This is a genomic window from Desulfobacula sp. (assembly GCF_021107415.1).
Genome location: NZ_JAIOSW010000344.1, coordinates 21,876 through 40,439, shown reverse-complemented (window position 1 = coordinate 40,439; position 18,564 = coordinate 21,876). Strand labels below are relative to the sequence as shown.

The window sequence follows — 18,564 nt, the reverse complement described above, 5'->3', positions numbered from 1 at the left end:
TAATTATTAATAATAAAAGGAGGTAGTGATGGCGAAGGAAAGTCTGCAGCATACCTTGGACAGGGTGAGATCCCCCAGGGTTCAGATCACCTATGATGTAGAAAAGGGTGATGCCATTGAAATGAAGGAAATCCCTTTTGTTGTCGGGGTTCTTGCGGATCTGTCAGGAAAACCTGAAGAAGCTTTGCCCAAGCTTAAGGAGAGAAAACTTGTTGAAATTGACCGGGATAACTTCAGCAAGGTTCTTGAAGGAATGAAGCCACGGCTTGCCTATCGAGTTGATAACAAGCTTTCAGATGATGATTCTTCCATTGCAGTGGAACTTAAGTTTAAATCCTTGGAAGACTTTCATCCCGAGCAAGTGGCAAAACAGATTGACCCTCTGCGAAAACTTGTGGAGGCAAGGGAAAAATTGTCAGGACTGTTGAACAAACTTGATGGAAATGATAAATTGGATGAATTGCTTCAGGATGTGATTTCCAGTACAGATTCCCTTGAAAAACTTGGCAGAGAAACCGGCGTAAAAAAAGATTAAATTTTAAAGAAACAATTAAAGGAGGGACCATATGGCTGAAAATGAACAAAAGGTCCAGCCCGATGCTGCAGCGGTAGCAGAAACTACGGAAGAGGCGGGCCTTCTTGATCAGATAATCGCAGATGGACGGCTGGCAAGGGACGATAGTCAAAAAAATTGGGCTAAAGATCTTCTCGGTGAATTTGTATCACAGATCATGGAGGGGGAAATTACGGTTTCCAAGGATACGGAAGCCATGATAAATGCCAGGATCAGCCAGATTGACAAACTGATCTCTGATCAGCTCAATGTAGTGATGCACACAGAGGAATTCCAGAAACTTGAAGGATCCTGGAGAGGACTTGCCTATCTGGTGGACAAGACAGAAACCGGAGAACGGATGAAGCTCCGGGTTATGAATGTATCCAAAAAAGATCTTTTAAAGGATATGGAAAAAGCCGCGGAATTTGATCAATCCGCAATGTTTAAGAAAATTTATGAAGAAGAGTTCGGTATGTTTGGAGGGGCATCCTATGGCGCTATAATCGGGGATTACGAATTTACCAATCATCCCCAGGATATGGCACTGTTAAGTAAGATATCCGAGGTCTCAGCAGCAGCCCATGCACCTTTCCTCTCTGCCGCAGGCCCGGAACTTTTTAATTTTGACAGTTTTACCGAGCTGGGTGAACCAAGGGATATGGCAAAAATATTCCAGAGTGTTGAATATGCTAAATGGAAATCATTCAGGGAGTCAGAGGATTCCCGCTACGTGGCGCTTGCCATGCCCCATATTCTCATGCGTCTGCCCTATGGCAGGGATAATGTGCCTGTTGAGGCGTTTGATTTTGAGGAAAAAGTAGATGGTACAGATCATAATCAATACCTTTGGGGTAATGCTGCCTATGCATTGGGAACAAGGCTGACAGATGCGTTTGCCAAGCATTCCTGGTGTGCTGCAATAAGGGGGGTTGAAGGCGGGGGCCTTGTAGAAGATCTTCCCGTTCACACTTTTAAGACAGATGAGGGTGATGTTGCCTTGAAATGTCCCACTGAAATTGCCATCACCGACAGAAGGGAGAAAGAACTTGCAGATCTGGGGTTTGTACCCCTGGTACATTGCAAAGGTACAGACTATGCTGCATTTTTCAGCACCCAGACCGGGAACAAGCCAAAACTTTACGACACGGATGCGGCAAATGCCAATGCAAAACTGTCTTCCCAGCTTCAGTATATTATGGCGGTATCCAGGTTTGCCCACTACCTGAAATCAATTATGCGGGATAAAATCGGCAGTTTTATGACAAGAAAAAATGCAGAAGATTTTCTTAATCGATGGATCAGCAACTATGTTCTCCTGGATGACAATGCCAGCCAGGATACCAAGGCCAAGTATCCGCTGAGAGAGGCCCGCATTGATGTCAGCGAGATACCGGGAAAGCCGGGTGCTTACAGGGCGGTAAGCTTTTTAAAGCCCCATTTTCAACTGGATGAGCTGTCCGTGTCTTTGCGCCTGGTGGCAGAACTTCCACCACCGGCACAGGGATAAATTTTGTGTCGTACAAACAATGAAGCAACTATTTAAATTAGGAGGGAAAAATGGCAGCAGACAATTTTTTAAAATTTGATGGAATTAAAGGCGAGAGTACAGATGACAAACACAAGGATTGGATCGAGGTATTGTCATTTAACTGGGGAGTGTCCCAGCAGGCGTCTGCAACAGCATCATCTTCCGGAGGAGGTGGTTCCCAGAGAGCGGATTTCCAGGACTTGAGTTTTGTAAAAATAATGGACAGTGCTTCTCCGCTTCTGATGAAGGCTTGCGCCAAAGGAGACCACATAGACGAAGTAACACTTGAGCTGTGCAGGGCCGGCGGCGAAAAATTACTATATATGGAGTATAAATTATCAAATGTCATCATAAGTTCTGTAAGCGTTGGCGGCGGTGGCGGTGGAGATGTCAATGAATCCATTACATTAAATTATGGCAAGATCAATCAGACATATACCAAGCAGTCCCGAAAAGGGGGTGCCGGTGCCGGGAATACCGAGGGTGGCTGGGACCTTGAAGCGAATAAATTTCTTTGATCCTTATTAATGATCGGTTGATGTAAGCATAATATGAAGGATCAGTTTAACCTGACAGCATCGATACTGGACAGGCTTATAGATACGGAACCCAAACTGAGTTCCGAGCCTGTCCGGTATCGTATTGTATCGGAACGACAGATATTGGAAAGTGTTGTCAGGGATGTGGAGAATCTTCTCAATACGCGGTGCAGCCCCATCGCACTGCCTGTTACCTTTAACCGACTTAAAGGATCTCTTATCAGATACGGGCTCAGGGATTCCACCGTTGAAAATCCCGGAAGCATACTGGTAAGGCAAAAATTATGTATGGAAATTGAGAAAGCCATTTCCATGTTTGAACCTCGCCTGAAAAAAGCAATTGTTCGACTTGAGACTGAGAACAAAAGAAAACGACAGTTGTTTTTCAGAATCTCAGGAGTATTGGTTGTGGAGCCTCTGGTTGAGCCGGTCTCTTTTGATACTTTTTTTGACCTTAACCGGGGGCGGTACATAATCTCAAAATAAAAAAGAATGTAAGAATCGTTGCCATGGATGACAGATTATTAAATTATTACGAGCGTGAACTAACCTTTGTCCGGGAGATGGGTGCGGAGTTTGCAGCAAAATATCCCAAAATTGCAGGGCGGCTTCTTCTGGAACCGGATAAGTGTGAAGATCCGCACACAGAAAGGATGATAGAAGCATTTGCCTTTATCAGTGGCAGAATACATAAAAAAATTGATGATGATTTTCCTGAAATCACGGAATCACTTTTAAGTATTACCTATCCCCATTATAATAATCCCATCCCCTCAATGACCATGTTACGGTTTGATCCCATAGAAAAGAGCATCACGGAAAAAGGATTTGAAATTGAGGAGGGTATCCCCCTTTTTTCCAAACCCGTAAAGGGTGTACCCTGCAGATTCAGTCTTTGCCGGCCCGTATTTATCTGGCCGGTTAAGGTTCAATCTGCCTTTCTTGACCACCCGAGCCCAACGGTTAAAGAAGCGGTACAGACAATTGTAATGGAACTTGATACGTTCAACGATATTGATTTTGAGAAAATCCCCTGTAAACACCTGCGCTTTTTTCTCAATGGTCCGCATCAGCACGTATTTAATCTGTATGAACTTATTTTCAACAATGTCTGCCAGGTGGAATTTTTTTTTACCAGTCAAAAGGGACATATGGAAGCAATCCGCCTTGACCCTGGCTGCATCAGTCCTGTGGGATTTGAACCCCACGAGAAAATGCTTCCCTATTCAAAAAGATCTTTTCCAGGATATCTTCTCCTTTTTGAGTATTTCACCTTTCCTGAAAAATTTCTGTTTTTTGATTTAACCGGGTTTGAGAAATTGAAATCTAGAAAAATCGGTACATCTCTTACCATTAAAATACACCTTAACAAAACTTTAAAAGAGGATATTGTTGTCAATCAGGATACATTTCAACTCAATGCAGCTCCGGCAGTAAACCTTTATAAGAAAATCGCTGAACCTGTGAGAGTGGGACAACAAAAAACCGAATACCGGGTGATTCCTGATTTAAGACGAAGAAATGCCACTGAAGTTTATACGGTTGATCAGGTCAAGGCGGCATCGGTTTCCGGGGAGACCGTTAAGGAGTACAGGCCTTTTTACTCCATTCGCCACCATCTTTCAGATGATGATTCAAAAGGGGACAGAGTTTTCTGGCATATTCAGCGTCGGCCTTCAGGCAGACAGGGTGACAAAGGTACGGAAATATATCTTTCTTTTTCAGATCTGAATATGAATCCTGCAGACCCTGCGACTGATATTCTGACGATTCACCTGACCTGTACAAACAGAGATCTTCCTGCCAGACTGCCTTTTGGGGCTGCCAAAGGAGATTTTACCATGGAGCTTGCGGCACCGATAGAAAAAATTTTGTGTATGATCAAGCCCTCCTCAACACGGCGGCCCTTTCTTGGAGGCGCACTTCAGTGGCGGCTTATTTCCCACCTCTCCCTTAATTATATCTCCATCGTAGAAGGAGGAGAGGACGCTTTAAAAGAAATTTTGAAACTCTATGATTTTGAAAATTCAACATCCACAAAGCAACAGATCAGCGGGATTGTTTCATTGAAATCCCGTCATGTTACAAAACGAATCAAAGAATCTTTTTGTCGGGGAGTAGAGATTACCATTACCCTGGATGAGGATAAATTTGTAGGGTCCGGACTTTATTTATTTGCCTCTGTTTTAGAGAGATTTCTTGCCCAATATGTTTCGGTTAATTCATTTTCCCAGCTTGTTTTGAAAACCATTCAGAAAAAGGAGGAGTTAAAGAGGTGGCCCCCAAGAAGCGGCAATCAGATATTGGTATAGAAACGAAACTCTATGATGCATTCTATGAATTTTCGTTTTTTAAAGCTGTGGAGCTTCTGGAAAAATTTGCCCCGGACAAAAAAAGGCTGGGTAAAACCCTGGAGCCTGGAAAGGAGCCTGTCCGTTTTTCAGTTAAACCGGGATTTGTCTTTCCGGCAAGTGACATTTCAGACTTAAGGGAGAGCACCGACAAAGGGCAAGCAGAGATGGAAGTGGCATTTATGGGGCTTATCGGTCCTTCCGGTCTTCTTCCCAACTGGTACAATGAGCTTGCAATAGAAAGAGAAAAGAAAAAGGATCATACATTTGTTGAGTTTCTCAATATTTTTCATCATAGACTGATATCCCTTTTTTATCTTGCCTGGAAAAAACCAAGGTTTCCTGAGAATTATCGGCCAGGGGCCGGAGACCGCCTTTCCAGATATGTTATCAGTCTGGCAGGACTTGGAACATCTGGAATGGTAGGAATGCTGGGCCTTCCAAGGGAATCCCTTACTTTTTACAGTGGCCTTCTTTCCCTGCCTATGGCATCGGCAGCAAGTATAGAAGCGGCCATTGAGTATTTTTCAGGATCACAGACCACGGTGGACCAGTTTGTGCAGCGTGATGTTTTTCTGGAGGAAGATGACTTTACGAGTCTTGGTGCCGCCAATGCAACCCTTGGAAGTGATGCCATTTGCGGAACCACGGTTAAGGAGTGCCAGACCAAATTCAGGGTAAACCTCGGTCCTGTGGGCTATCAGAAATATATGAGGCTCATGCCGGTGGGAGATCTGCTCCTCCCGGTTTTTTCCCTGATCAGGTATATGGTGGGAATAGAATTTGAGTTTGAAATCAGAGTATTCCTGAAAAAAAAGGAGGTACCCATGTGTGTTCTCGGTGAGGAAGGCCCGGGCAAGACTTTCCTGGGATGGACCACCTGGATGTCAACTTCAGGATATAATTTTCAGGAGGATCAATATATTACTTTTCAGGAGGTTGATCTACAGCAGTTGAAAATATCAACCCAGAAATAACCTTAATCCTAAATTCTAAAAGGAGCCAAAATGTCTATATCAAACCTTAAATCTCTCATTGGTAAATTGAACACTGCCTGCCGAAAGAGTTTGGAGTCAGCTGCCGGTCTGTGTCTGTCCAACACCCATTATGATGTGGAATTGGAGCATTTTTTCTTAAAACTCCTTGATATTCAGAATACGGATTTCCACAAAATAATAGGCTATTTTGAAATAAATGAATCCCATCTTATCTCCGATCTTACAGATGCAATTGGAAAATTTAAAACAGGGAATGCACGAACGCCTGCCCTTTCTCCCAGAATTCCCCAGATGATCAAGGAAGCCTGGCTTTCCGCATCCATTGATTTTTCAGTGTCTGCTGTTCGGTCCGGTCATATTCTTTTTGCTCTTTTATCCAGCCAGGAATCGGCAAGAGGGCTTTATTCCAGTTCTTCTCTTTTTGAAAAAATTTCTGTTGAAACCTTAAAAGATTCTTTTATGGATTTAACATCAGGTTCCATTGAAGAGGAGGAAGAGGCCTCTCAACTGAGCAGTTCTCCTGAAGAGGCGAAAGACATGCAAAAGGCCTCTGCAGCAGGTCCGTCCCTTGCCCAGTATACGATCAATCTCACGGAAAAGGCCAGAAATGGTGAGATAGATCCTGTTTTGGGACGGGATTTTGAGATACGCCAGATGGTGGACATTTTGATCCGGCGCCGGCAGAACAATCCCATTCTTACCGGTGAGGCAGGGGTTGGGAAAACAGCAGTCGTTGAGGGCTTTGCTTTGAGAATAGTACAGGAAGATGTTCCGCCTGTGCTGAGGAACGTTGCCATTCATACCCTTGATTTAGGACTTCTCCAGGCAGGGGCAGGGATTAAAGGTGAATTTGAAGACAGGTTAAAATCGGTAATCAATGAGGTGAAAGCGTCTCCTGTTCCGATCGTCCTTTTTATTGATGAGGCCCATACCCTTATCGGGGCAGGGGGAGCCGCCGGATCAGGAGATGCTGCAAATCTTTTGAAACCAGCTCTTGCAAGGGGAGAGCTTCGGACCATTGCAGCGACCACCTGGGCAGAATATAAAAAATATTTTGAAAAGGATGCAGCAATGGCAAGAAGGTTCCAAGTGGTGAAAATTGAGGAACCTGATGAGGCAAAGGCTTTGGTAATGATGCGTGCCATTGCTCCTTTTCTTGAAAAACACCATAATGTGATGATAACGGATGAAGCGCTGAAAGAGACGGTTCACTTATCCTCCAGGTATATTTCCGGCAGGCAGCTTCCTGATAAGGCGGTGAGCGTACTTGATACGGCCTGTGCAAGGATTGCTATTGGACTGACCACAAATCCTCCTGCCGTTGAGGATGCATCCCGGCAAATTGATCAGTTGAACCGTGAGCTTGTCATTCTGGAAAAGGAAACAGCCCTTGGGAAAGAACATGGGGATAGAATCACTGCCATTATAGAAGAAAGAGAAGTTGTCCAGGAACTTTTTTCCAAATTGACCGGGCAGTGGGAAAAAGAAATGGAGGTGGCCGGAGAAATCCGGGATCTGTACCATGAGATTCAGGAACTTCATGCAAAGGGAGATGAAGCAATAGAAGAACTTGAACCCAGGCAGGCGAAACTAATCGACCTTGAAGCAGAGCTTGTTAAAAGGCAGAAAGATGAACCCCTTATCCATATTACAGTGGATTCGGATACAATCTCTGCGGTGGTTTCAGGATGGACAGGAATCCCTACCGGCAGCATGCTCTCGGATGAGATAGATATGGTGCTGTCTTTAAGTGATCGGCTCAAAAAGAGAATTATCGGTCAGGATCACGGGCTTGAAGCCATTGAGCAAGTGATCCAGACGGCCCATGCCGGCATTGATGATCCGTCCAAACCTACCGGTGTGTTCATGCTGGTGGGGCCCAGCGGAGTGGGAAAAACCGAAACGGCCCTTGCCCTTTCAGAGCTTCTTTACGGGGGTGAACAGAACATGATCACCATTAACATGTCGGAATACCAGGAAGCCCATACTGTTTCCAGTCTCAAAGGATCTCCCCCGGGGTATGTGGGGTATGGTGAAGGAGGGGTGCTGACAGAGGCCGTCAGGAGAAGGCCTTACAGTGTTGTTTTACTGGATGAGATTGAGAAAGCACATCCCGATGTGACAGAGATGTTCTACCAGGTCTTTGATAAGGGCATGATGGAAGATGGTGAAGGACGTGTTATAGATTTTAAAAATACTTTGATTATTCTCACATCAAATCTGGGTACGGATTTGATTATGAAGCTATGTTTGGAAAAAGAGACAATACCCGAGCCGGGTCCGCTTGCCGAGATGCTCAGGCCTGATCTGCAGACCCATTTTAAACCCGCCTTTCTCGGACGTATGAAGGTGATTCCCTATTTTCCCATTACAGATGACAATATGAAACTCATCATCAGGCTCAAGCTTGACAGAATTGTAAAAAGAATGGCGGATAACAGAGAGATTGTGTTTGTCTATGATGAGGCAATCATAGATTCTATTGCCGAGCGCTGTACAGAGGTGGACAGTGGAGCCAGGAACGTGGACCATATCCTGACCAATACCCTGCTTCCCCAAATGAGCAGGGAGATGCTTTCAATGATGGCAAAGGGCGAGCGGATAGAGAAAGTGGAGGTGACGCTTGAGGACCAGGTATTTAAATATCAGTTAACATAAAATAACGGGGGGATATTTAATGGCAATAGTAAAAAAGAGTGGAAAATGATGAAAATAACTGATCCAACCTTGGAATATGAAGAGACCTATGATAAAATCATAACCTATGTTAATCAGGCAGATCCGGCATTTGATATGCTTACCATCAGGAACCGCTGGTTCAGCAAGGAATCAAAGCTCAGCACCGTATGCAGCACCCTGATGAAAAAAGGATTAAGATATATAAATATTATCTGTCTTTTCTGCAGGGTAAAACAATATGCCTATTATCATGATATTATGCCGCATTGACATGAATGGAATTTAAAGAGAGTGACTTTAATCAGGATAAGACAATCGCCGGGAAAGGAGGGGTGAATCTAAAATGACTATTGAGATACGGCTTGCAAATAATTGTATCCGTTTTTATAATGCAACCAATAGCCTGTCTTTACATTCCAGAGCCTCTACACGAGAAGATTTCGAACGTCTGATAAGGCGTGGCTATTCATTTGTTGCAGGTTCCCATCCAATATATGTCACAACCTTTTTGCAAACAGCCTGTGTGGCTAGTTGGGGTGAACTCAACAGGGCCTCCCGGAATTTTTCACAACGCGCAAGCCTTGGAGCCAATGCACATTTTGGAACAAGGGATTTTCTAGGCGCCTCCTGGCGAATAAGTCAGATGGATCGGAGAATAGGTGGGTCCGGTCTTGGCTCAAGAGCACCAACCCCGGAAGTTTCAAATGGGTTTGATTCTATTTCTACTAGAGAAAAAGACCATGCAATCATATTGGCAGAAGCGTGGCGCACAACTGCAATAAGAGTTCCGGATCATGCTGATTTCAATGACGTGGATGATGCTATGAAAATTTTTTACCGTGAACAGATCAATGCTGCCAAAACTTTTTATGAAGCTGCCGTTAACAGCCTGACAGGAATCCCTCAAAGTGCAAGAAGGCTATATATAGGATATTTACGAGGTCAACCGAGTGATATATGGGGGGGGTACAAAACAGCCATATTCCCAGCCCAGAGACAGATGGCAGCAAGACTTTCTTTTGCGATACTTCGAGGGTATGACCCATATTCCAACAGTCCTCCGCCATCCTCACCATTGGGTTCAATACTTGGAACTGCCTGGGATTCGGTTGAACAACTTTTACCTTGAGGTCAACAATAAGAAAAGATGAATATAAATTTTCAAATATGGTTGCAGACTATTTTTTTTAACTTTATTTAAAAAAAGAGACCCTTGCTATGTTTACACAAGAGAACAGACTCATCAGTGTTGGTACACCTCTGGGAGAGGATGAACTTATACTTGCAGGATTCACAGGAGATGAAGATTTATCATCTCTGTTCAGCTTTGAGCTGGAATTATTCTCTGAAAACAATTCTATTGATTTTCAGGAGATCATCGGCCGGAACATTACTATTTCAATCACTCTTTCAGACGAGGAAAAACGTTATTTTAACGGTATTGTTTCCCGTTTCAGCCAGGGTACAGGCAAGCAAGAGGCTGAATTGTCATCTTATACCGCTACAATGGTACCGTGGCTCTGGCTTTTGACCAAGACAGCCGACTCCAGAATTTTCCAGGAACTTTCTGTTCCAGATATTGTTGAACAGATATTTGGGGAGCATGGTTTTTCAGATTTCAGTTTCAGACTGCTTGGGAGCTACCCACCCCTTGAATATGCAGTGCAATACAGAGAAACAGATTTTAATTTTATTTCAAGGCTTTTTGAAGCAGAGGGGATCTACTACTTTTTTGAGCATGAGGATAGAAAGCATACCATGGTCATTACGGACTCCCCGGTTGAACATCATCCCTGTCCGAATCAGGAGTCTGTAAGATGCCAGTTGACAGGCGGGGGAAATGATGAGGGAGATGCTATTTTAAGCCTGGCAGTTATGAAAGAGATCCGTGCAGGTAAGTATACGCTCAATGATTTTAACTTTAAGTCCCCCAACACGGATCTTAATGTAAGTGCGGATTCAAGGGTCACACTTGGCCCGGGAGAACGGGAGATTTATGATTATCCGGGGGAATTCACACTAAGACGCCATGGCGATCATATTGTCAATATAAGGATGGAAGAAGAGGAAGCAAGGATCACCACCATGACAGGCATGAGCTCTTGCCGGTCATTTGCAACGGGTTTCCGTTTTGAGCTACAGGACTATTACAGGGAGGATATGAATGAAAAAGAGTATACCCTCACCCATATAGAACATGAGGCAAACCTCACTGAAACTTTTTCAAGTTCAGCTTCAACAGGATCACAATCCGAACTTTCATATTCAAACCATTTTACATGCATCCCCTATGAAGACCCGTTCAGACCGGTGCGCAGTACACCTAAACCGATTATTGAAGGCGTTCAGACAGCCATCGTGGTGGGGCCTTCGGGAGAAGAAATATACACGGATGAACATGGTCGGGTGAAGGTTCAGTTTCACTGGGATCGTGAAGGACAGAATGATGAAAACAGTTCCTGCTGGATCAGGGTATCCCAGGTATGGGCAGGTGCAGGATGGGGTGCCATGTATATTCCCCGTATCGGCCAGGAGGTGATCGTAGAATTTGAGGAAGGTGATCCTGACAGACCCATTATCACCGGTCGTGTCTATCACGGAAGTAACAGACCGCCATACGGGCTTCCTGCAGAAAAAACGAAAAGCACTATCAAATCAGACTCAACTCTGGGAGGTGGAGGGTCTAATGAATTCCGCTTCGAAGACAAAAAGGGGAGTGAGGAAATATTTCTTCATGGCCAGAAAGACTGGACAATTGCCATTGAAAACGATAAAAATCAAACCATTGGTCGCGATGAAACCATGAGCGTGGGGAATAACCGTACAAAGGGTGTCGGAGTGGACCAGAAAGAGACTATCGGGTCCAATAAGACAATCCAGGTAGGTGCCAATCATTCGGAAACCATTGGCGCAAACATGACCCTGGACGTTGGCAAAAATAAGACTGAAACAGTCGCCGTTAATACGGTTGAAACTATTGGTAGCGATTACCAGGTTACTGTGGGCGCGGCCATGACTGAAACCATTGGAGCAGCAAGGATTGAAGAGGTTGGTGCTGCAAAAGCGGTTACTATCGGATCAGACTATGGTGAAACTATTGGTGCAAATAAATCAGTAAAGGTTGCAAAAAGTATATCTGAATCCGCAGCAAAGGATATCGCTATTCAATCCGGAAAGAAAATATCTTTAAGTGCCGGTGATGATATTATTATTTCCGGAAATAAAAAAGGGGTTATTGAGATCAAGGATGAACTTATCATCAAGATTGGGAAAGCTTCGATAAGCTTTAAGAAGAGCGGTGATATAACAATTAAGGGGAAAAAAATAAACTTGAAAGGTTCAGGTAATATTAAATTAAAAGGTAAGAAAATTCTGGGGAATTAATATGACGATGCCTTTGGCAGATAATATCAAGGAATTTGAAATTTTACAAAAAAATGAAGGCGTTCGTGTGGGGCAAATTGTTGATATTGATGAAAACGGAAACATACTTGTGGATTATCCGGGAAATACCAGAGGCTCAATCCCTGCCCGCTTTACCCGCTCTGTAGATATTGAATCACTCAAGCTTGCCAAAAAAAATTCATGGCAGATATTGCTTGTTTTTGAAAATAATAATCCCAAATTACCTATTATTATTGATATGCTCTCATCATTAATCGACAATATCTCCGACACTGATACTTTAAAGAAATCTTCTGATTTTACCCTAGATGTGGAAGAACCCAAAGATGTTACCCTAGAGGGAAAACGACTTTTTTTTGATGCAAAAGAAGAGATTGTGTTAAAGTGCGGAAAGTCCAGCATTACGCTTACAAAGGTCGGAAAGGTGATTATACGGGGAGCCTATCTTTTGAATCGTTCAAGCGGTGTGAACAGGATTAAGGGTGGGTCTGTTCAGATAAATTAATCTGTTTCCATCCATGAATAGATATCTATAATAGAATCGAATATTTATGAAATTAGAACACATAACAGGCATGGAAGCGGGCTATACAATGGGAATGAACCATGATGGTCGTGAACTGCTGGTGGTTTGTGTTAAGGGCACCTTTACTATCCCCAAAAATGGAAGTGAGCCCGTGCTTGCCAAAGAACAGATTCCGCTTTTTGAAGCAGATGAATTTTCAGGGGAGCCTGGAATTTCAGCACCGCTTCATGAAAGTGATTATGCGCCGCACAAGCCTTTTTGTGATGTATTGCTTAACGGCAGTGCTTACGCTCCTAAAGGAAAACCAGCCGTTAAAGTGCCTGTTTCACTGCAAATAGGGCCAATTTCCAAATCATTCAATGTCGTGGGTCACAGAGTCTGGAAAAACGGACTATTGTCTTTTAAAGCCGGTAGGCCTCAGCGGTTTGAAGTAATGCCGTTTTCATATGATACGGCATTTGGCGGAGTGGATTCTAACCATACGAATCCCAAGAAACATGAAGCCTGTATGCAAAATCCTGTTGGCCTTGGATTTCATAGTTTTCTTAAATCCGAGTTTATAAAAGGCAAATCCCTGCCCAATACGGAAAGACCGGGAAAATCCGTATCAAAACCAAACGGGAAATATGAGCCTCTGTCCTTTGGGCCTGTCGGCCGTGGGTGGCAGCCAAGGTACCCATTGGCCGGAACCTATGATCAAAACTGGGTCGACAATTTTTTTCCGTTTTTGCCTGCTGATTTCAACGAAGCTTATTTTCAGGCAGCCCCGGAGGATCAGCAAATGCCTTATCCCAAAGGGGGTGAAGTTGTAGGCCTTCTTAATCTTACTCCTGAAGGACGTACGATTTTCAGGCTGCCTGCTAAAAGTATGGTGGTAACGTTTTTTTTAAAAAATAATAAAAAAAAAGATATCCCGGCAATGCTCGATACTATAATGATCGAACCGGATAATGGATTCTTTACCTTAACATGGCGGGCATCACTTTTCTTGAAAAAAAATATGCTTGAGGTAGAACTTGCGCTCATTGCCGAAAGTAAAGAGGACCGGTAAAAATTGTTTTCCAAAAAGAGATATCATTTCCTTTATTTGAAAAAGAAAAAGGTGAAGATGAAGGTGAAGAATCATAAATTGTCGGAGGAGGTTTAATTGCAAAGTATTTCAATCTGTGCTTCCGGTATGGTGACAGGTGTCGGGCTGACAGCCCCTTCAAGCTGTGCTGCTATCCGGTGTGGAATTGATAACTTTCAGGAAACACGCTTCATGGACAATAGCGGGGATAGGATCATTGGCAGTTCTGTTCCGCTTGATCCATCCTGGCGCGGTGGAGCAAAGCTTGTAAGTCTTTTTGCTCCGGCAATTCGTGAATGTATGAATGCATTAAAAAATGAGGATTTTGAAAGAATACCGCTTTTGCTTTGTATCGCTGAAAAAGACCGTCCGGGAAGAGCAGAAGAGCTTGATGATCACCTGCTTGATGAAGTGCAGGATGAGTTGAAAACTCGTTTTCATGAAAGGTCAGCAGTAATTTCCCAGGGACGTGTGGGGGGGGTAAAAGCGGTCAAAATGGCCATGGATTTATTTTATCAATCACAATTACCCTATTGCATTGTTGCCGGTGCAGACTCCTTTTTAGTTGCAGGGACTTTGACCGCTTTTGAAAAAAAAGACAGACTTCTAACCGGAAATAATTCAGACGGTTTTATTCCGGGAGAAGCCGGTGCTGCTGTTATTTTATGTCCCGGAAATCAAAAATTTGATGAACATATGGATATTAAAGGAATCGGTTTTGGTAAAGAGGATGCTTTTATTGATTCCGGTGAACCTTTCCGTGCTGAAGGTCTTGTACAGGCTATCAGGGAAGCGTCAAAAAATTCCGGTATGACAATTGATGATCTGGACTACCGTATCACAGATGCGAGTGGTGAACAATACGGATTTAAAGAGGCAGCCCTTGCCATGACCCGGACTTTAAGAAAACGAAAAGAAGAATTTGATATCCGGCTTCCATCTGACTGTGTGGCTGAAGTGGGTGCAGCCATTGTTCCTATTGCCCTGGGCGTAGCCAATGCTGCGGCAAAAAATGGCTATGCGCCGGGAAAAGGCGTTCTCTGCCATTTTGGTAATGATGATGGGCAGCGGGCTGTTATGTTTTTACGATTTTGCAATAGTGGAGGTGCCTAATGGGAAATGATGTGTTTGCCAATGGGAGGGAAATATCCTGCAAGGCGGCAGATGGTAAGTCTATCTGTGCCTTTCCTGATGTCGCTTTTACGCCCCCTGAAAATCCGACCACACCCCCGGGAGTGCCGATTCCCTATCCAAATACAGGAATGGCCAAAGATATGACTTCCGGCACTAAAAAGGTCAAAATTTCAGGAAAAGAAGTGATGCAGAAGAATAAGTCATATTTTAAAAAGAGCACTGGAGATGAGGCGGGCAGTGCGGCAAAGAAGGGTGTTCTCACCAGCACAAACATGGGTAAAGTATACTTCAACAGCTGGTCCATAAATGTGAAGTTTGAGGGAATGAATGTGGTGCGCCATTTGGATTTGACGACACATAATCATATGTCGATGCCAGGGAATACGCCGCCTTGGCCATATATTGATTCTATGGCTATAGACATTGAAAAGCCTGAAGGAGCGAAAGGCAAAAAGGATCTTGGCAAAAAAGAGCTTGATAAAGAGAAAAAGAAAAAGAAAAAGAAACTATCAAATGGTCCCATTGATTACAAAGATAGTAAAATTGCCGGTAAAGACGTTTTAAACCGAATATTAAGCTCTCCACCGAACGATGATTTCAATGAGTCCAACTAAAGGAAAATTTAATAAAAGGAATAAAGAAATTATCAAAATGCCAATAATACCTGAAATAATGTCCCAACATGCCGAGGAAGCAGCTTTTCTTTGGCTCCAGCGCAACTATGCAGTGCATGAGCCGCACTACTCTCTTTCTGATTTGACACTCCTTGATGATCGCGTTGAGGCACATATTGATGGATTGCGTATTGCGGGAAATGAAGGATGGGAAATTGTAAAGGATGAGCTTGCATGGGAAGAAGCAGGTGAAGTATTTACGGCATCTATACTTGCTTTTGAAAGTGATATTGAAGATCGAATTCAAAGTATTCTTGAAACAGGCAGCAGTGAATATGAACTCTCATGCGGTTTAATTTCTGCTCTTGGCTGGTTATCCTTTGATAAGATAAACAACAATGTTCAAAATCTTCTGTCTGTTGATTCCCCGGATTTTCGGCGTATCGGTCTTGCTGCATGTGCTGTGCATCGGCATGATCCAGGGCAATTATTAATAACCGCTTTATCTGATGATGATCCTATGTTGAGAACCCGCGCGCTTCAAGCTGTGGGTGAACTGGGGCGAAAAGATCTCTTGCCCATGCTTACAGATCATTTTAATGAAAAAGATGAAACCTGCAAATTTTCGGCTGCCTGGTCTGCCGGGCTATTTAAAAGCAAATCTGCTGTTTCGGTTTTACGCAATATTGCAGAGGACGGGGGGAGATATTCAGAAAAAGCCTGTGCCATGGCTGTTAGAAATATGAACCTTCCAGATGCTCATGCATGGCTGCGAGAGCTCGCGCAAAAACCGGAATTTATCAGACTCACAACCACAGGTTATGGCGTGATCGGTGATCCCGGGATGATTCCATGGCTGATCCAAATGATGGAAGTCCCGGAAATAGCCCGGGTTGCGGGTGAATCATTTACAATGATTACCGGAGTTGATATCGCCTATGAAGATCTTGAAGGCGAGTGGTCTGAAGGATTTGAAGCAGGCCCAACAGAAAATCCGGAAGATAAAGATGTTGATCTGGACCAGGATGAAGACCTCCCATGGCCGGAACCCTCTTTAATTTCAGAATGGTGGAATAAGAACAAAGGATTATTTAAAAACAATACCCGTTATTTGCAAGGCGAACAAATGTCATTAAAAAATTTTATAAATATACTTAAAACAGGTTTCCAGCGACAGCGTGCAGCAGCTGCCATTGAACTTGCAATGCTTCAACCCGACCGAGTACTTTTTGAAGTGCGCGCACCCGGCAACCTTCAAAAAGAACTATTGTCATCTCAAGGTTTGGTGTAATTTTTTAGTTAACCAAAGAATTTTTGAAATACAGATCCTGTTTTCTTTTTTAAAGGTTTCTCAATGTTTTTCCGGGGATCTATATCTTTTATTTCATCTTGCGGTGGTATGTTTATTTCAGCCATACGGCCCCCTTCCATAAAATGGAATGCGGGTCCATTAGTTGTGAGAAAGAGTTTGTCTCCTGGTGTTAAGGCAGAAGGGGAAATAATCGGCTGATTATTTATCAGTACCTGATTACGACCGGTAAGGTCCTTAACCCTGTAACTTCCCTGGGTGAAAAAAACTTGAATGTGTCGTTCAAGCAATGATGGATGATCCAATGTCAAATCACAGTCTGCATGGGTTCCAATGGTTATTGGAAGCTCATTGAATGATTGCAGAACCGGTCCGTATTGAATAATCAGGGGTGCTTTGACTGTTTCGACTTGAATTCCGGGTTGAGGAGGTTGAGATTGAGGCACAGGTTGAGGCACAGGTTGAGGCACAGGTTCAGACGGCATTTCATAAGTGCTGTTATGGGGCTTCCGGGATGGTTGAATCCGGTTATCAGGTGCTTCTTCTATAGTTTCACCAACCCGGGTTAAAAAACTGACTTTGGGGCCGCCCTGGGTGAAAATTAACACATCCCCGTTTTTTAGATAGGCCTCGGTTACCCGCTCGCCATTGACAAAGGTTCCATTGGTGCTGTGGTCAACAATCTTAAACTGGTTCCCTTCCCTGGTTATATTTGCGTGTTTTCGAGATATGACAACAAGATCCCGGGGGAATTGAAGATCACAGGATGTGTCGCGGCCAATGGCTATCTCATTGCCGGAAAATTCCTGAATTTCTCCTTTCAGGGGGCCGTGGATGTGTATAAGCTGGACAATAATTGAAATAGGCTGTTTCATTCTGAAGTACTCTGCTTTATACTTTCAAGTCTTTTAAAAAGCATTTCAGCCTTTTTTAGATTAGGTGTCACGTCCTTATAATCAGGATCGATTTTTTTAACCATTTTCCATTCCTCAATTGCTCTATTCAACTGCTCTTTGCCAAAATAGTGGATACCAAGATTATAATGTTTTTCTTTATATGTTGTTAGGCATTTTTCAATGTAATTCGGGCATTTCTCGCAGTTTTTATCATACTTGAAAGCAGATTCAAAATTATCTTTTGCCGACAGATAGTCCTCTGAATTATACAATGTTAAGGCATGCTGGAAATGAGATTTGGAAAGGTAATCAGAGAGGGATTCATCGTCTGGATCAACTTCTTTTGCTGCTAAAAACAGAGGGATTGCCTCCGGGTATTTCTTTTGGTTGAACAGCTTGGTTCCCTGTACAAAATGATCTGGAACTTTTTTTTCTAAAGATGGTGGAATTACCTCCTGTTCAGTCTCTTCTGAAGGTGGGATTGTTTCCTGTTCAGTCTCTTCTGAAGGTGGGATTGTTTCCTGTTCAGTCTCTTCTGAAGGTGGGATTGTCTCCTGTTCAGTCTCTTCTGAAGGTGGGATTGTCTCCTGTTCGGTCTTTTCTGAAGGCGTAATTGTCTCCTGTTCAGTCTCCTCTGAAGATACCACTGTCTCTTGTACAGTTTCCTCTACAGGATCTTGCCTGGGCTCCGTGATTTCATCAGCAGGTTGTAAAATTGTTTCAGGTTCAGCGCTTGTTTCTATTGTTGCCGTCTCTATCTCTTTCTCTGGTTCACTGACGGCAGTAACAGAAATTTTGGTTTTTTGTGAATTGAGATAATTTTTCTGCTTCTGTTGAAGGCTCAATAGAGTGACGCTTTCAATGACAGGTATTTTCAGTTTTTCTCCAACACGAACTTTTGTAACATCTTTTAAAATATTGAATCTGCCAATGATGGAGTGTTTTTTAAAATCTCCATAG

Annotated in this window: 17 protein-coding genes; 16 read left to right on the top strand and 1 reads right to left on the bottom strand. The window is 43.4% G+C overall.

The window, feature by feature from the left end:
* The first annotated feature begins 28 nt into the window (after positions 1 to 28).
* The 15 genes from tssB to K8S13_RS17345 all read left to right on the top strand — a co-directional run bounded on the left by tssB (position 29) and on the right by K8S13_RS17345 (position 16,690).
* A complete protein-coding gene (tssB, locus tag K8S13_RS17415) occupies positions 29 to 535 on the top strand; it encodes a type VI secretion system contractile sheath small subunit (protein WP_291464484.1) in 507 nt (168 codons plus the stop codon).
* 31 nt (positions 536 to 566) lie between these two features.
* Positions 567 to 2,063: a type VI secretion system contractile sheath large subunit gene (gene tssC, locus K8S13_RS17410; protein WP_291464483.1), complete on the top strand. Its 1,497-nt coding sequence runs from the start codon at positions 567 to 569 to the stop codon at positions 2,061 to 2,063.
* A 50-nt stretch (positions 2,064 to 2,113) separates the two neighbouring features.
* Positions 2,114 to 2,602: a type VI secretion system tube protein Hcp gene (locus K8S13_RS17405; protein ID WP_291464482.1), complete on the top strand. Its 489-nt coding sequence runs from the start codon at positions 2,114 to 2,116 to the stop codon at positions 2,600 to 2,602.
* A 33-nt stretch (positions 2,603 to 2,635) separates the two neighbouring features.
* Positions 2,636 to 3,109: a type VI secretion system baseplate subunit TssE gene (gene tssE, locus K8S13_RS17400; RefSeq protein WP_291464480.1), complete on the top strand. Its 474-nt coding sequence runs from the start codon at positions 2,636 to 2,638 to the stop codon at positions 3,107 to 3,109.
* 23 nt (positions 3,110 to 3,132) lie between these two features.
* Entirely contained in the window at positions 3,133 to 4,935 is a 1,803-nt protein-coding gene (tssF, locus tag K8S13_RS17395) for a type VI secretion system baseplate subunit TssF (protein ID WP_291464478.1), read from the top strand.
* Positions 4,899 to 5,951, top strand: a complete 1,053-nt coding sequence (gene tssG, locus K8S13_RS17390; RefSeq protein ID WP_291464476.1) for a type VI secretion system baseplate subunit TssG — start codon at positions 4,899 to 4,901, stop codon at positions 5,949 to 5,951. The genes tssF and tssG overlap by 37 nt, the downstream gene beginning before the upstream one ends.
* A 30-nt stretch (positions 5,952 to 5,981) precedes the next feature.
* Entirely contained in the window at positions 5,982 to 8,630 is a 2,649-nt protein-coding gene (tssH, locus tag K8S13_RS17385) for a type VI secretion system ATPase TssH (protein ID WP_291464473.1), read from the top strand.
* Between the two features lie 45 nt (positions 8,631 to 8,675).
* A complete protein-coding gene (locus K8S13_RS17380; RefSeq protein WP_291464472.1) occupies positions 8,676 to 8,921 on the top strand; it encodes a putative adhesin in 246 nt (81 codons plus the stop codon).
* A gap of 73 nt (positions 8,922 to 8,994) precedes the next feature.
* Positions 8,995 to 9,780, top strand: a complete 786-nt coding sequence (locus K8S13_RS17375; protein ID WP_291464470.1) for a hypothetical protein — start codon at positions 8,995 to 8,997, stop codon at positions 9,778 to 9,780.
* An 89-nt stretch (positions 9,781 to 9,869) separates the two neighbouring features.
* Positions 9,870 to 12,035 carry a type VI secretion system Vgr family protein gene (locus tag K8S13_RS17370; RefSeq protein ID WP_291464468.1) on the top strand — a complete coding sequence of 722 codons (2,166 nt, stop codon included), beginning with the start codon at positions 9,870 to 9,872 and terminating at the stop codon, positions 12,033 to 12,035.
* A 1-nt stretch (position 12,036) separates the two neighbouring features.
* Positions 12,037 to 12,561, top strand: coding sequence for a DUF6484 domain-containing protein (locus K8S13_RS17365; RefSeq protein ID WP_291464466.1), 525 nt, complete (start codon positions 12,037 to 12,039; stop codon positions 12,559 to 12,561).
* A gap of 46 nt (positions 12,562 to 12,607) precedes the next feature.
* On the top strand, positions 12,608 to 13,633 hold the full coding sequence (locus tag K8S13_RS17360; protein ID WP_291464465.1) for a DUF2169 domain-containing protein: 1,026 nt from the start codon (positions 12,608 to 12,610) through the stop codon (positions 13,631 to 13,633).
* A 96-nt stretch (positions 13,634 to 13,729) separates the two neighbouring features.
* Positions 13,730 to 14,764 (top strand): hypothetical protein, encoded by a 1,035-nt coding sequence (locus K8S13_RS17355; RefSeq protein WP_291464464.1) that lies wholly within the window; start codon positions 13,730 to 13,732, stop codon positions 14,762 to 14,764.
* Positions 14,764 to 15,399, top strand: a complete 636-nt coding sequence (locus K8S13_RS17350; RefSeq protein ID WP_291464463.1) for a DUF4150 domain-containing protein — start codon at positions 14,764 to 14,766, stop codon at positions 15,397 to 15,399. The genes K8S13_RS17355 and K8S13_RS17350 overlap by 1 nt, the downstream gene beginning before the upstream one ends.
* Positions 15,400 to 15,436: 37 nt before the next feature.
* Entirely contained in the window at positions 15,437 to 16,690 is a 1,254-nt protein-coding gene (locus K8S13_RS17345) for a TIGR02270 family protein (RefSeq protein WP_291464462.1), read from the top strand.
* An 8-nt stretch (positions 16,691 to 16,698) separates the two neighbouring features.
* Here K8S13_RS17345 and K8S13_RS17340 read toward each other — a convergent pair whose 3' ends face one another.
* Entirely contained in the window at positions 16,699 to 17,583 is an 885-nt protein-coding gene (locus K8S13_RS17340; protein ID WP_291464461.1) for an FHA domain-containing protein, read from the bottom strand.
* A gap of 468 nt (positions 17,584 to 18,051) precedes the next feature.
* Between K8S13_RS17340 and K8S13_RS25775 the strand changes: the two genes are divergently transcribed.
* Positions 18,052 to 18,423: a hypothetical protein gene (locus K8S13_RS25775; RefSeq protein WP_367172712.1), complete on the top strand. Its 372-nt coding sequence runs from the start codon at positions 18,052 to 18,054 to the stop codon at positions 18,421 to 18,423.
* Positions 18,424 to 18,564 lie beyond the last annotated feature (141 nt).